At 71.0% G+C, this 12,973-nt stretch carries 12 protein-coding genes; 2 read left to right on the top strand and 10 right to left on the bottom strand.

What is annotated here, in order from left to right; genetic code table 11:
• The first annotated feature begins 34 nt into the window (after nucleotides 1–34).
• Nucleotides 35–1,150: an adenosine deaminase gene (locus ACYVGQ_RS14445; protein WP_460785348.1), complete on the top strand. Its 1,116-nt coding sequence runs from the start codon at nucleotides 35–37 to the stop codon at nucleotides 1,148–1,150.
• Nucleotides 1,151–1,347: 197 nt separating this feature from the next.
• Here the strand turns inward: ACYVGQ_RS14445 and ACYVGQ_RS14450 are convergent, their stop codons facing one another.
• The 7 genes from ACYVGQ_RS14450 to ACYVGQ_RS14480 are packed head-to-tail and all read right to left on the bottom strand — an operon-like array spanning nucleotide 1,348 to nucleotide 8,076.
• A complete protein-coding gene (locus ACYVGQ_RS14450; RefSeq protein WP_460785349.1) occupies nucleotides 1,348–2,634 on the bottom strand; it encodes a flavin-containing monooxygenase in 1,287 nt (428 codons plus the stop codon).
• 50 nt (nucleotides 2,635–2,684) lie between these two features.
• A complete protein-coding gene (locus ACYVGQ_RS14455; RefSeq protein ID WP_460785350.1) occupies nucleotides 2,685–3,839 on the bottom strand; it encodes a mannitol-1-phosphate 5-dehydrogenase in 1,155 nt (384 codons plus the stop codon).
• The gene (locus ACYVGQ_RS14460; protein WP_460785351.1) at nucleotides 3,836–4,276 is read right to left on the bottom strand and encodes a PTS sugar transporter subunit IIA; all 441 of its coding nucleotides are present in this window, start codon (nucleotides 4,274–4,276) and stop codon (nucleotides 3,836–3,838) included. The genes ACYVGQ_RS14455 and ACYVGQ_RS14460 overlap by 4 nt, the downstream gene beginning before the upstream one ends.
• Nucleotides 4,273–5,799, bottom strand: coding sequence for a PTS mannitol transporter subunit IICB (locus ACYVGQ_RS14465; RefSeq protein ID WP_460785352.1), 1,527 nt, complete (start codon nucleotides 5,797–5,799; stop codon nucleotides 4,273–4,275). Before ACYVGQ_RS14465 ends, ACYVGQ_RS14460 begins: the two co-directional genes overlap by 4 nt.
• Nucleotides 5,796–7,481: a phosphoenolpyruvate--protein phosphotransferase gene (gene ptsP / locus ACYVGQ_RS14470; protein ID WP_460785353.1), complete on the bottom strand. Its 1,686-nt coding sequence runs from the start codon at nucleotides 7,479–7,481 to the stop codon at nucleotides 5,796–5,798. Before ptsP ends, ACYVGQ_RS14465 begins: the two co-directional genes overlap by 4 nt.
• 5 nt (nucleotides 7,482–7,486) lie before the next feature.
• A complete protein-coding gene (locus tag ACYVGQ_RS14475; protein WP_460785354.1) occupies nucleotides 7,487–7,762 on the bottom strand; it encodes an HPr family phosphocarrier protein in 276 nt (91 codons plus the stop codon).
• On the bottom strand, nucleotides 7,759–8,076 hold the full coding sequence (locus tag ACYVGQ_RS14480) for a PTS sugar transporter subunit IIB (RefSeq protein WP_460785355.1): 318 nt from the start codon (nucleotides 8,074–8,076) through the stop codon (nucleotides 7,759–7,761). The genes ACYVGQ_RS14475 and ACYVGQ_RS14480 overlap by 4 nt, the downstream gene beginning before the upstream one ends.
• 158 nt (nucleotides 8,077–8,234) lie before the next feature.
• Between ACYVGQ_RS14480 and ACYVGQ_RS14485 the strand changes: the two genes are divergently transcribed.
• Nucleotides 8,235–10,157: a BglG family transcription antiterminator gene (locus ACYVGQ_RS14485; RefSeq protein WP_460785356.1), complete on the top strand. Its 1,923-nt coding sequence runs from the start codon at nucleotides 8,235–8,237 to the stop codon at nucleotides 10,155–10,157.
• Nucleotides 10,158–10,166: 9 nt separating this feature from the next.
• Here the strand turns inward: ACYVGQ_RS14485 and ACYVGQ_RS14490 are convergent, their stop codons facing one another.
• From ACYVGQ_RS14490 to ACYVGQ_RS14500, 3 genes are read right to left on the bottom strand one after another with little or no spacing between them, the layout of a single operon-like run.
• Nucleotides 10,167–10,430 carry an HPr family phosphocarrier protein gene (locus ACYVGQ_RS14490; protein ID WP_460785357.1) on the bottom strand — a complete coding sequence of 88 codons (264 nt, stop codon included), beginning with the start codon at nucleotides 10,428–10,430 and terminating at the stop codon, nucleotides 10,167–10,169.
• Between the two features lie 11 nt (nucleotides 10,431–10,441).
• Nucleotides 10,442–12,115, bottom strand: a complete 1,674-nt coding sequence (locus ACYVGQ_RS14495) for a phospho-sugar mutase (protein WP_460785358.1) — start codon at nucleotides 12,113–12,115, stop codon at nucleotides 10,442–10,444.
• Complete coding sequence (locus ACYVGQ_RS14500; protein WP_460785359.1) at nucleotides 12,112–12,945, bottom strand: purine-nucleoside phosphorylase; 834 nt, start codon at nucleotides 12,943–12,945, stop codon at nucleotides 12,112–12,114. The genes ACYVGQ_RS14495 and ACYVGQ_RS14500 overlap by 4 nt, the downstream gene beginning before the upstream one ends.
• Nucleotides 12,946–12,973 lie beyond the last annotated feature (28 nt).

Raw genomic sequence — 12,973 nt, forward strand, 5'->3', positions numbered from 1 at the left:
TCGCTCCCACAACCGCCCCACCGAGAGGTCCCCCATGTCGATCGAACCGACCGGTGACGCCCTTGTCCATGGCGTCTCGATCCGGAGCCTCCCCAAGGTCTCGCTGCACGATCATCTGGACGGGGCCGTGCGTCTCTCGACCATCGTCGAGCTCGCCGGCGAGGCGGGGACCGCGCTGCCGGAGAACGATCCGCGTCGCCTGGGCGACTGGTTCCAGAAGCAGTGCGATTCCGGTTCGCTCGTGGAGTACCTCAAGACCTTCGACGTGACGCTCGGCGTCATGCAGACGGCGGAGCAGCTCACCCGTGTCGCGCGCGAGTTCGTCGAGGACCTCGCGGAGGACGGCGTGATCTACGGCGAGGCGCGGTGGGCGCCGGAGCAGCACCTCGCCGGGGGGCTGACGCTGGAACAGGCCGTCGACGCCGTCCAGCAGGGCATCGAAGAGGGCGAGGACGCCGCGGATCGGTCCGGGCGCAGCATCCGCGTCGGTCAGCTGCTGAGCGCGATGAGCCACACCGGCCGTGCCCGAGACATCGCAGAGCTCGCCGTCGGATTCCGGGGGAGGGGCGTCGTCGGCTTCGACGTCGCCGGCCCGGAGGACGGCTACCCCGCATCGCGGCACCGCGACGCCTTCGACTACCTCGCGGAGCAGTTCTTCCCCGTCACGGTGCACGCCGGGGAGGCGGCCGGTCTCGCCTCGATCCGTTCGGCGCTCATCGACGGGCGCGCGCTCCGGCTCGGACACGGCGTCCGGATCGCCGGGGACCTCGACGTGGTTAACCGCGAGGGAGACGAGGTGCAGGTGCAGTTCGGGGACCTCGCGCGCTGGGTGCGCGACAGGGAGATCCCGCTCGAGCTGTCGCCGTCGTCGAATCTGCAGACCGGCGCGATCGCCGCGTGGGGCGAGGAGATCGCCGATCACCCCTTCGATCTGCTGTACCAGCTCGGCTTCGCGGTCACCGTGAACGTCGACAACCGCACGATGAGCCGCACCTCGCTCACGCGAGAGCTCGCGCTGCTCGTCGACGCCTTCGGCTACGACCTCGACGACCTGGAGACGTTCCAGTTCAACGCGGCTGCCGCGACGTTCCTGCCCGTCGAGGAGCGCGAGGAGCTCGTGGAGATGATCGCCGAGGGCTTCGACGACTGAGCTCGGGAATCGGCGTCCGTCCGATCCGGACTTCGGAACCGGGTGCCTCGTGTGGTCGCCTGGGTATCCGGGAGGTGCCTCGTGTGGTCGCCTCACGCGAGCGGAGACGACCACACGAGGCACCTGTTCGCGGGAAGCCGGATGGAAGCGGCCACACGAGGAGCCTGCGCGCTGTGCCCTGCTCCTAAGGATCGCTCTCAGCGCCCGAGCATCTCGCGCTCCCGACGCACGGCGGAGCGATAGGCGTGACTGTTCACGTAGTGCGCCATCCGGTCGAGCTTCAGGTATCGATAGCCGCCCGTGACGTCCGGCCAGGGCTGCTCGCCGACCCTGCTGCGGAAGCGCGCTGCCCGTGACGGATCGCGCTCGGCGGCGGCGAGGTAGCCCGCGAGGAGCTCGGCCTGCTCGTAGCGTCCCTGCCAGCCGATCCCCGATGCCTCGATCATGCCCATCACGTAGAGCCCGTTGAAGGATGCCGGGAACATGTTCAGGAACAGGCGCGGGGCTGCGCCCTGCCACGAGAGACGCTCACGGTCGACGAAGGGGTAGTCGAGCGCGTAGCCGGTCGCGAGCAGGATCAGATCGTACTCTCCGCTCGTGCCGTCCGTGAAGCGCACACGATCGCCGTCGAGGCGGTCGACTCCCGATCGCACCCGCAGGTCGCCCTGGCCGAGATGGTTCAGCACCATCGTGTTCACGATCGGATGCGATTCGTAGATCCGGTAGTCGGGCTTCGGGAATCCGAAACGGACAGGGTCGCCGGTGAACATCTTGAGCACGCGGCTGTCGACGGCCTGCTTGAGACGCGCGGGCAGCGGCCTGCCCTGGTTGAGCGTGTCGCTGGGTCTGCCGAACAGATACCGGGGCACGAAGTAGTACCCGCGGCGCACGCTCATGTCCACGGAGGCCGCGCGGTGCACCGCGTCCACGGCGATGTCGCATCCTGAGTTCCCCGCGCCGACCACGAGCACACGCCTGCCGGACAGCACGTCGGCGTCCTTGTACGCGCTGGTGTGCATCACCTCGCCGTCGAATGCGCCGCGGAAGGCGGGGATGCTCGGCTCGGCGAGCGTGCCGTTCGCGAGGATCACGCCTTCGTAGGTCCGGGTGACCCTGCCGTCGGGCCCGTCCGCGGTGAGCGCCCAGCCGTCGCTCTGAGGCTCCAGCCGCACGACCCGGGTGCTGAAGCGGAACAGCTCTGTCAGGCCGAAGCGATCGGCGTAGGCCTGGAGGTAGTCCCGCACCATCCGGTGGCCGGGGTAGTCGACCTGGCCGTCCATCGGGAACTCGGTGAACTGCGTGGTCGTCCGGGACGAGATCAGATGCGCCGATGCGTACATCGTGCTGCGGGGGTTCGTGATGTCCCACAGCCCGCCGACGCCGTGCGAGGCCTCGTAGCCGTCCACGGCGATGCCCTGCCTCTGCATCGCGCGCGCGGCGGCGAGGCCCGAGGGGCCGGCGCCGATGACGGCGTATCCGCTCATGATCCTCCCGCGCGACTTCGCTGAGACCGAGCGTAGTCGCCGAGGCCGGATCAGCTCGAGAGCGCCGCCTGACGCGCGGCGACGACATCGCGCACCGCGGGGTACAGCGGATGCTCCGCGTCGAGCCCGGTGACCGACGAGGTGAGCGCGTCCGCGTCCTCGGATCGCAGCCGCTGCTGCAGCTCGACCGACTGCTCGTCGTCCGGGTCGTCGAACTCCAGCGCCGCGCCGACGGCCACGATGAGCGCGGAGGTCGGCAGACCGCGGCTCGCCGCCTCGGCGGCCGGTCCGATGAAGCGCTCGTGCCTGGACAGCTTGCGCAGCGGCTGGCGGCCGACGCGCCGCACCGTGTCGACGAGCTCCGGATTGCGGAAGCGGTCCAGGATCGTGGCGCGGTAGGCGGCCAGTTCCGCAGGGTCCAGGCCGTGGACGGCCGCGAGCATCGCGGAGGTCTCCTCGAGTGCGGCCGCGACGGAGGCCGCGACCGCCGGATCGGCGAGGGCATCCGAGATCCGTTCGTGGCCGGCGATCGCGCCGAGGTAGGCGGTCGCCGCATGACCGGTGTTCACCGTGAAGAGCTTCCGCTCGATGTACGGCCCGAGGTCGTCGACGAAGTGCGCGCCGGGGATGCTCGGGAGCGCGCCGCCGAACGGCCCCCGCTCGATAGCCCATTCGAAGTACGGCTCGACCGTGACGTCGATGCCCGCGCCCTCGGGCTGGGCAGGGACGATCCGGTCGACGGCGGTGTTCGCGAATCGCGCGCGCGCCGTGACCGTGTCGGCGTCGCCGCCGGCGATCCGCTCGATCTCCGCGCGGAGCTGGTCCGTGGCGCCGATCGCGTTCTCGCAGGCCATGACGGCGAGCGGGGGAGAGTCGGGAGAGCGCTCGGCGAGTCCCGCCGCGATCACGGGGGCGATGAAGCGGAGCACGGTGGGGCCGACCGCGCAGGTGACGACGTCCGCCGTCGCCACCTCCGCGATCACGGCATCCGGATCCGTGCGGCTGTTCACCGCGCGGAACCCGGTGACGACGCGGTCGACGCCGCCGGGTCCCGCCTCGTGCACGGTGTACGCGGACGCCGCGTTGAGAGCGTCCACCAGGGCGTCGGCGACATCGGAGAACACGACATCGTATCCGCCGTCGTGCAGCAGCAGGCCGACGAAGCCGCGCCCGATGTTGCCGGCGCCGAAGTGGACGGCCTTCATCCCTCGTTCACCTCCGAGAGCAGGGCGAACAGCTCGTCCGGGGTCTGCGCGGCGGCGAGCCTCGCGACGTCGTCCTCCTCCGAGAACAGGATCGCGATCCGGGAGAGGATCTCCAGGTGCTCGTCGCCGACGCCGGCGATGCCGATGACGAAGGTCACGGGATCGCCCGCCCAGTCCACTCCGCCGTCGTAGCGGACGACCGAGAGGGCGGAGGCGAGGATCGCGTCCTTCGCGTCGTTGGTGCCGTGCGGGATCGCGAGGGAGTTGCCCATGTAGGTGGACACGGTCTCCTCGCGCTGACGCATGGCGTCCACATAGGCCGGGGTGACGGCCCCGGCGGAGACGAGGATGTCCGTCGCCTCCTGGAGCGCCTGCTCCCGGGTGGCTGCGCCTGGATGGATGCGGACCTGGCCGAGGGTGAGAACGCCCATCGTCATTCCTTTCTCTGGTCGGCGACCGTCTGCACGACCTCGTCGTACTTCGGCGAGTTCATGAAGTTGTCCACCGACACGTGGATCGAGTTCGGCGACTGCGCCTTCGCGCGGTCGGTGAGCTGCTGCTGCGTGATGACGAGGTCGGCCGTGCCGTCCAGGTTCGCGATGGCCTGGTTCGTGACGGTGACGCCCTCGATGCCCGCCTTCTTGAACTTGTTGCGCAGCACGCTCGCGCCCATCGCCGAGGAGCCCATGCCGGCGTCGCACGCGAACACGATGCTCGAGATGGGCGCAGCGGCTACGGCCGTCGCTGCGGGAGCGGCGCCCGCGGAGGCGGCCAGGTTCGACAGCGTGCTGGACTCCTTGCCCTTGTTCGCCGCGGTCTGCGCGATCGCGCTGGCGAAGGCGTCCTCCTTCTCCAGATCCTTCTTGCGGCTGGCGCGGAGGATCAGCATCGACAGGAGGAAGGTGACCGCCGCCGACAGGACGACCGAGAGGATCACTCCCACGTAGTCGGTGCGGTACGTCTGACCGAGCACCGCGATGATGCTGCCCGGGGCTGCGGGCGCGATGAGCCCGGTTCCGAACAGCATGTTCGTCGTCACGCCGGTCACACCGCCGGCGATCAGCGCGAGGATCAGCACCGGCTTCATCAGCGCGTAGGGGAAGTAGACCTCGTGGATGCCGCCGAAGAACTGGATCACCGCGGCGCCGGGCGCCGAGGCGCGCGCCGCTCCGATCCCGAAGATCGTGAAGGCGAGGAGCAGGCCGACGCCGGGACCGGGGTTGGCCTCGAGCAGGAAGAGGATGGACTTGCCGCCCTCCGCGGCCTGCTGGGTCCCGAGCGGGGTCAGCACGCCGTGGTTGATCGCGTTGTTCAGGAAGAAGACCTTCGCCGGCTCGATGATGATGCTCGTCAGGGGGAGGAGGTTCGTCTCCACGAGCCAGTTCACCGCGGTCGAGAGCACGTTCATGATCCCGTTCACGAGCCACGCCACGGGATAGAACCCGATCACGACGAGGACGAAGCCCCAGATGCCCGCCGAGAACATGTTCACGAGCATCTCGAAGCCCGCCTTGATGCGGTTCTCCCAGAGCGAGTCGAGCCACTTCATCGTGTAGGCGGCGAGCGGGGCCATGATCATCGCGCCGATGAACATGTGCACCTGGCCGAGCTGGTTGTCCGCCGGGAGGTCGGCGTTCACCTGGGCGATCAGATAGTCGGAGCCGGCGATCGCCCCCATGACCGCGATCGCGGCGACGACGCCGCCGCGCGTCTTGTAGACCAGCGTGCCGCCCGTGTAGGCGATCACGATGGGCAGCAGGTAGTGGATCACCGGGTCGACCAGGGTGGCGAGCTGCGCGTTGGGCGTCCAGCCGACGGGGATGAAGAAGGCCGTGATGATGCCCCAGGCGATCAGGGCCGGGATGTTCGGCATGATCATCCCGGAGAGGAACGTGCCGAACCGCTGCACGCCCACGCGGAATCCGCCCTGTCTGGCGGCGGCAGGTGACGTCGTCGTCATGATGTCGTCTCTTTCTGGTGAGGAGGGAATGCCGTGGCGGCTTCGGCCACGGCGGTGCGCGCGCCGGCGGCGTCGTCCGCCGCCAGCGCGATCCCGGCGAGGCGTCGTGCCTCATCGAGGGTGCGCTCGGAGAGCGCGAGTCGGACGTCGGCGAGAGCCGCGGGAGCCATCGAGAGGCTCGTCGCGCCGAGGCCGACCAGGACGACGGCGAGCAGCGGGTCGGCCGCCGCCTCGCCGCAGATGCCGACGGGCTTGCCCGCCTGGGCTCCGGCGTCGCCGACCTCGCGCACGAGGCGCAGCACCGCGGGATGCCAGGGATCCTGGAACCCGGCGACCGATCCGAGGAGCCGGTCGGCGGCCATCGTGTACTGCGTGAGGTCGTTCGTCCCGATCGAGGCGAAGTCGGCGTGCTGCAGGACACGGTCGGCGAGCAGTGCGCTGGAGGGCACCTCCACCATCACCCCTGCGGTCTTCAGCCCGTATTCGCGCGCGAGCCCGGTGAAGTAGACCGTCTCCTCGACGGTGGCGACCATCGGCGCCATCACCCACAGATCGGCCTCGGTCGCGGCATCCGCCTCGGCCAGAGCGGTCAGCTGCTCGCGGAGGATGTCCTCGCTCGCGCGCAGCGCCCGCAGGCCGCGGAGCCCGAGCGCCGGGTTCTCCTCGTGCGCGTCGTTGAGGAACGCCAGCGGCTTGTCCGCGCCCGCGTCCAGCATCCGGACCACGACCTTCTTGCCGGGGAAGGCGGCGAGGAGCTCCCGGTAGGACTCCCGCTGCTGCGCCACGGTCGGCGCCTGGGAGGCGGCGAGGAACAGGAACTCCGTGCGGAAGAGCCCGACGCCCTCGGCCCCCCTCGCCACCGCATCGATCGCATCGGCCGGCTTCCCCAGATTCGCCAGCAGAGCGATCGGTGTGCCGTCGGCGAGGGCGCCGGGGGTCGGGGGGAGCGCGTCGGCGCTGCGGCGGTCGGCGGCGCGCTGCGCGGCGCGCTCCTGTTCCGCGGGGCTCGGGTCGGTCGTCACGGTGCCGGCGGCGGCATCCACGATCACCGTCACGCCGTCCACGAGATCCGCGGCCTCCGCCGCTCCGACGACCGCGACGATCCCCTTCTCCCTGGCGAGGATCGCGGTGTGGGAGGTCGGGCCGCCGTCCGTGGTGACGAGCGCCAGCACCTGATCGAGGTTCAACAGCGCTGTATCGGCCGGGGCGAGATCGCGGGCCAGGAGGACGAAGGGATGACCGGGATCGGGGACGCCGGGCGCTGCCACGCCGCGGAGGTGCGACAGGACGCGCTGGGCGATGTCGTCCAGGTCGGCTGCGCGCTCGCCGAGGTAGCCGCCCACGGCCTCCAATGTCGCCTTGAAGCCCGCGAAGGCGTCGTGCACGGCCCACTCGGCCGTCCTTCCGTCGTCGATGCGCACGTCGACCTCGTCCTGCAGGGTGGGATCCTCGGCGATCATCGCCTGAGCCTCCAGCACCTCCTGCGCCGCGCCGCCGACCTTCTCGCCGCGCGCGGCGAGCTCGGCGGCGACGATCGCGATCGCCTCGCGGACCCGCGTGCGCTCGGCATCGGGGCCGATCGTGCTGGCGTCGTCTTCGGGAGCGGCCAGCGCCTCGGCCATCCGGACCACGGGACCTTGGGCGACCCCGCGGCCGATGCCGACTCCTCGCAGGATGCTCATCCTGCTCACGCCTCGTCGTGGTCGGTGGTCAGCAGCTCTGCGAGCGTGTCGAGGACGGCTTCGGCGCCCTCGCCGTCGGCGGTGAGCGTCACGTAGTCGCCGTGCTCGGCGCCGAGGGCGATGACGCCGAGGATGCTCGCGGCGTTGACGGGCTTCCCGGCGTCCTTCGCCACGGTCACAGGGATGCCGGACTCCTTCGCCGCCTGGGCGAACAGCTTCGCTGGACGGGCGTGCAGTCCGTGCGAGGAGCCGATGCGGACGGTGCGGGTCGCTGCGGTCATGATGTGCCTTTCTCGGAGATGGGGCCGGAGGCGAGTGCCGAGCGCACGAGCGCGAGCGTGCGCTCGCCGTCGCGATCGGAGAAGACGTCCTCCGGCAGGGGGAGCGCCGGTGCGCGGGTGAGCTCGCGGATCGCGGCCAGGCGCTCGACCAGGTGGGGTCCGACCAGGACCAGGTCGTGAGCGACCGAGAGGATGCTCTGCTCGGTTCCCGCGGAGGCGTCCCAGTCCAGGCCTACGGCGAGGGCGGCGCGTCGGAGGCGCTGCGCGACGAACGTGCTGGACGCGCCCGCGCCGCACACCACGAGGATCCTCATCGATGCCGCCTTTCCGCTCTCCATTCTGGGAACCGGCTGCGAGGGGCGCCACCAGGATCCTTTCCGCCCCCGCGGAACCTTCCTCCCTTCCCCGTGCCCTGCGCATTCCTGACATCATGGGAGAGCGGGGACAACGCCGTCAGGGAGTCGGAGGGATCATGTCGCGTCAGCGCCAGGACCAGCTCCTCTCGGCCCTGCTCCGGCAGGACGGCTGGGCGACGGCGGCGAGCCTGGCCGATCAGCTGGGGGTGACGCCGCGCAGCATCCGCTCCTACGTCGCAGCCCTGAACGCGAGGGGCCCGAGGGCGGACGCGGTGGAATCCGGCCCGGCCGGCTATCGCGCCGGCGGCGGCGCCCGCACGGCTCTGCGCGCTCGGGAGGGCGCCGAATCGGCGCCGAGGGATCGCCTGCACACCCTCGTGCGGATGCTGCTGGACGCGCCGGACGGCGTGGACGTGTACGCCGCCGCCGAACGCCTGCACGTCAGCGAGGCCACGCTGGAGGCGGATCTCTCCCGCGTGCGCGGACTGCTGGAGGGAACAGAGCTCCTCCTGCAGCGCGGCAGGGAGAGAGTGCATCTCCACGGTGCGGAGGGTGCGCAGCGGCGCCTGCTGAGCAGGCTGGCCCATGACGAGATGGATGCCGGCTCGTTCCATCCCGAGACCGTGCGCCGTGCGCTCACCGGGTCCGCCGTCGCGCCCGAAGCCGTCGCCCCGTTCAAGAACACCCTGGTCAGAGAGCTCGGAGCCCTCGGGTACTACGTGAACGAGCTCGCGATCTCGGACGTGCTCCTGCATATCGCGATCGCCGCGGACCGCGTCGCGGCCGGTCATGCGCTCGAGGTTCCTGCGGCCGTCGCCGGTGCCGAGATCATGAGGATCGCCGAGGTGATCGCCCGTCTCGCCGAGGCGCACTTCGACGTCGCGCTCGGGGACGGGGACAGCGCCCACCTGGCGACGCTCGTGCTGACCCGCGTCGTCGCCCCGGGGAGGGACGCGGCCGGCGACCTCGTGCGCAGCGGCGTGGACGCGGAGGTCGGATCCGCCGTCCGGGCCGAGATCACGCGCGCCGCGAACGAGTACCAGGTCGACCTCGTCGACGACGCCTTCCTGCTGCGGCTTTCGCTGCACGTGCAGAACCTGCTGCGCCGCGCCGAGGAGCAGGCCTTCGCCCGCAACCCGCTGACCCGGTCCCTGAAGAGCTCGTACCCGATGATCTTCGAGGTGGCCGTCTCCATCGTCAGCGGCCTGCACGACAGGCTCGGGCTGCCGGTGAACGACGACGAGATCGCGTACATCGCCATGCACGTCGGCGGGCGGCTGGAGCGCAGCCGCAAGGCGGAGTCGATCCTCACGGCGACGATCGTGTGCCCCGGATATTACGAGCTCCACGAACTGCTGCGCTCCAGCGTGGACCGTTCGCTGGGCAGCTCCATCGAGGTGACGAGCGTCGTCACCAGCGTCGATCCGGACTGGGCGTCGTTCGACACCGACCTCGTGCTCTCCACGATCGAGCCGGGAGCCTCCGGCGACCGGTACGTGCGGATCCAGCCGTTCCTCACGGACGCCGACGTCGAGCGCGTCCAGGCGGCTGCGGCCCGGCTGCGGCGCGGCCGCCGCCTGACGCGGCTTCGTGAGGAGCTGTCCCGCTACTTCGATGCCGCCGCCTTCGTGCACCCGCTGCCGGACGCCGGCGACGAGGCGGTGATCCGCCTGCTCGGAGGGATGCTCGTGCGCACGGGGCTCATCGACGACGCCTACGTCGAGAACACGATCGCACGGGAGCGGATGTCCTCGACCGCGTTCACGGATGCGCTCGCCGTGCCGCACGCCCTGCAGATGACCGCGCAGCGCACCGCCATCGCGATCGGCGTCGCGGACGGATCGGTGGCCTGGGGCGACGCGCGCGTGCAGGTGGTCGCGCTCGCCGCCTTCAGCGAGGACGACCGCGCCGCATTCCAGACGGTGTTCGAGCAGTTCGTCGAGGTGTTCAGCGAGCGCGAGAGCGTGCAGCGGATCGTGCGGAGGGGGACGACCTTCGAAGCGTTCCTCGACGAGCTCGTGGCCGTGATCGACGGCTGAGCGGCATCGTCAGCGATGCGGTGCGAGGACGCCGACCATCGTGTCCAGCACGCGATCGGCGTCGTCGCCGTCCGGTGTCGTCAGCACGACCTCCTCGCCCTCGGTGAGGGCGAGATCCATCACCGCGAGGATGCTGGAGAGGTCGACGACCGCTCCCGTCGAGGTCGCCAGCGTGACCGGCGCCGTGTGCGCCAGGGCCAGGCGGGCGAGCTCGGCGACGGGGCGGGCGTGCGCGCCGCCCAGGGCGCTGATCCGGACGCGGCGGCTGGGCATGCGGGCAGCGCTCAGGAGCGCTCCTCCAGCAGAGCCCTCACTCCGGCCTCGATCGATGAGACGGCCGTCGCTGCGGCATCCGCGGACTCCGCCTGCGCGTCGATGTAGATCTTCAGCTTCGGCTCGGTGCCGCTCGGTCGCACGACGACGCGCGATCCGCCCGCGAGACGGTAGCGCAGCACGTCGCCGGCCGGCTGATCCCGCTCGGGATACAGCAGATCCTCGGCGGACTCCACCGCGAGATCGCCGATCCGCTCCGGCGGCGTCTGCCTCAGGGACGCCATGGCGCGCCCGATGATCGACAGGTCCTCCACTCGGACCGACACCTGACCGCTCGCGAAATGGCCGTATGTCTCGCCGAGCTCGGCGAGCAGCGTCGCGAGCGTCCCGCCGCGCTCCTTCGCCTCCGAGGCGAGCCCCAGCAGGGCCACGGCCGCGGAGATGCCGTCCTTGTCCCGCACGGTCGCGGGGTTGACGAGATAGCCGAGCGCCTCCTCGAAGCCGTACACGATGCCCGGCGCCCGCGAGATCCACTTGAACCCGGTGAGCGTCTCGACGAAGCCGAGGCCGTGATGCGCGGCGATCGCGCCGAGGCCGGGGGAGGACACCAGAGAGCAGGCGAGCGTCGCACCGGGCGTGCCCTCCGCGGCCCGAGCCGCGCGTGCACCGAGCAGGAGGCCCACCTCGTTGCCGCTCAGGCGGCGCCAGCCGCCGGGAGATCCGGCATCCGGGATCGCGACCGCCAGCCGGTCGGCATCGGGGTCGTTCGCGATGACGAGCTCTGCGCGGGATCCCCGGGCCACGTCGAACGACAGGTTCATCGCCCCCGGCTCCTCCGGATTCGGGAACGACACGGTGCGGAAGGAAGCGTCAGGCTGGAGCTGCGCGCGCACCACCGTCGGCTGCGGATAGCCCGCGGCACGCACGATGCGAGAGAACGTCTCCCAGCCGACGCCGTGCATGGCGGTGTAGACCCATTTCAGGCCTGCGGCCCCCGGCCCCGCGGGCGCGACGGCGGCCGTCCGGGAGACGTAGGCCTCGACGACCTCCTCGCCGGCGATCTCGTACCCTTCCGAGCGGGGAAGGGCTCCGATGTCGCCGGCGTCCGCCACCCGTTGGATCGTCGCAGCGATCTCCGCGTCCGCGGGAGCGACGATCTGCGAGCCGTCGTCGGCGCCGCCGAGGTACACCTTGTAGCCGTTGTCGTTCGGCGGGTTGTGGCTGGCGGTGACCATCACGCCGGCATCCGCGCCGAGATGGCGCACCGCGAACGCGAGCACCGGCGTCGGGAGCAGGCGGGGGAGAAGGACGGCTCGGAGTCCTGCACCGGCGAACAGCTCGGCGGAGTCCTGGGCGAACCGGCGGGAGTTGCGGCGTCCGTCGTACCCGATGACGACCGTCGGCGTCCCGCCCCGTGCCCGCTCGAGGAGATAGGCGGCGAAACCCGCGGCCGCCTGCGCGACCAGGACGCGGTTCATGCGGTTGCTTCCCGCGCCGAGGGCACCGCGCAGGCCCGCGGTGCCGAAGGCGAGGCGCGTGCCGAACCGGTCCTCGAGGTCGGCGATGGCCGCGGCATCCCCGCCGGCCGCCGCCGTGATGAGGCCGGCCAGCTCGTCGCGGGTCTCCTGATCCGGGTCCTGCCGCAGCCAGGCGCGCGCCAGGCCGAGCAGCGCGTCGGCGCTCACAGCGCCTCGATGACGCGGGCCAGGAGCTTCGTGATCACCGGCTCAGCGAGCTGTCCGGCCTCGATGACCTCGGCATGGCTGAGCGGCGTGGTCTGGATGCCGGCGGCGAGGTTCGTGATGAGCGAGAAGCCGAGGACCTCCATGCCGGCCTCGCGGGCGGCGATCGCCTCGAGAGCGGTGGACATCCCGACGATGTGGCCGCCGATGCGCTTCGCCATCTGGACCTCCGCGGGGGTCTCGTAGTGCGGTCCGCGGAACTGCGTGTAGACGCCCTCGTCGAGCGTCGGATCGACCGTGCGGGCGAGATCGCGCAGGTGCTTCGAGTACAGGTCGGTGAGGTCGATGAACGTGGCGCCCTCCAGCGGGGAGTCGGCCGTGAGGTTGATGTGGTCGCTGATGAGCACGGGCTGGCCCGGCTTCCAGGTCTCGCGGATGCCGCCTGCGCCGTTCGTGAGGACCATGATCGAGGCTCCGGCGGCCGCGGCGGTGCGGACGCTGTGCACGACGCGACGGACGCCGTGACCCTCGTAGTAGTGGGTGCGCGCCCCGATCACGAGCACGTTCCTGTCGTCGGGCGTGCGGATGCTGCGGAGGGTTCCGACGTGCCCCTCCAGCGCGGGCTTCGAGAAGCCGGTGACCTCGGTGGCCGGGATCGTGGCGACGGTCTCTCCGATGATGTCGGCCGCCTTGCCCCAGCCGCTGCCGAGCGTGAGGGCGATGTCGTGCTTCTCGACGCCGCTGAGCCGCGCGATGTCGGCTGCCGCGGTGGCGGCGATCTCGAACGGGTTCGCGTCCGGGGCGTCGAGAGGGTTGTCGTGAGTGTCGGTCATGGGACCACTCTATGAACGTGACACGACC

It is taken from the genome of Microbacterium tumbae, from assembly GCF_054780175.1.

Bases quoted from the DNA above. Each gene is read 5' to 3' on its own strand.
- ACYVGQ_RS14445 (WP_460785348.1), top strand. From the start codon at position 35: ATGTCGATCGAACCGACCGGTGACGCCCTTGTCCATGGCGTCTCGATC.
- ACYVGQ_RS14450 (WP_460785349.1), bottom strand. From the start codon at position 2,634: ATGAGCGGATACGCCGTCATCGGCGCCGGCCCCTCGGGCCTCGCCGCC.
- ACYVGQ_RS14455 (WP_460785350.1), bottom strand. From the start codon at position 3,839: ATGAAGGCCGTCCACTTCGGCGCCGGCAACATCGGGCGCGGCTTCGTC.
- ACYVGQ_RS14460 (WP_460785351.1), bottom strand. From the start codon at position 4,276: ATGACGATGGGCGTTCTCACCCTCGGCCAGGTCCGCATCCATCCAGGC.
- ACYVGQ_RS14465 (WP_460785352.1), bottom strand. From the start codon at position 5,799: ATGACGACGACGTCACCTGCCGCCGCCAGACAGGGCGGATTCCGCGTG.
- ptsP (WP_460785353.1), bottom strand. From the start codon at position 7,481: ATGAGCATCCTGCGAGGAGTCGGCATCGGCCGCGGGGTCGCCCAAGGT.
- ACYVGQ_RS14475 (WP_460785354.1), bottom strand. From the start codon at position 7,762: ATGACCGCAGCGACCCGCACCGTCCGCATCGGCTCCTCGCACGGACTG.
- ACYVGQ_RS14480 (WP_460785355.1), bottom strand. From the start codon at position 8,076: ATGAGGATCCTCGTGGTGTGCGGCGCGGGCGCGTCCAGCACGTTCGTC.
- ACYVGQ_RS14485 (WP_460785356.1), top strand. From the start codon at position 8,235: ATGTCGCGTCAGCGCCAGGACCAGCTCCTCTCGGCCCTGCTCCGGCAG.
- ACYVGQ_RS14490 (WP_460785357.1), bottom strand. From the start codon at position 10,430: ATGCCCAGCCGCCGCGTCCGGATCAGCGCCCTGGGCGGCGCGCACGCC.
- ACYVGQ_RS14500 (WP_460785359.1), bottom strand. From the start codon at position 12,945: ATGACCGACACTCACGACAACCCTCTCGACGCCCCGGACGCGAACCCG.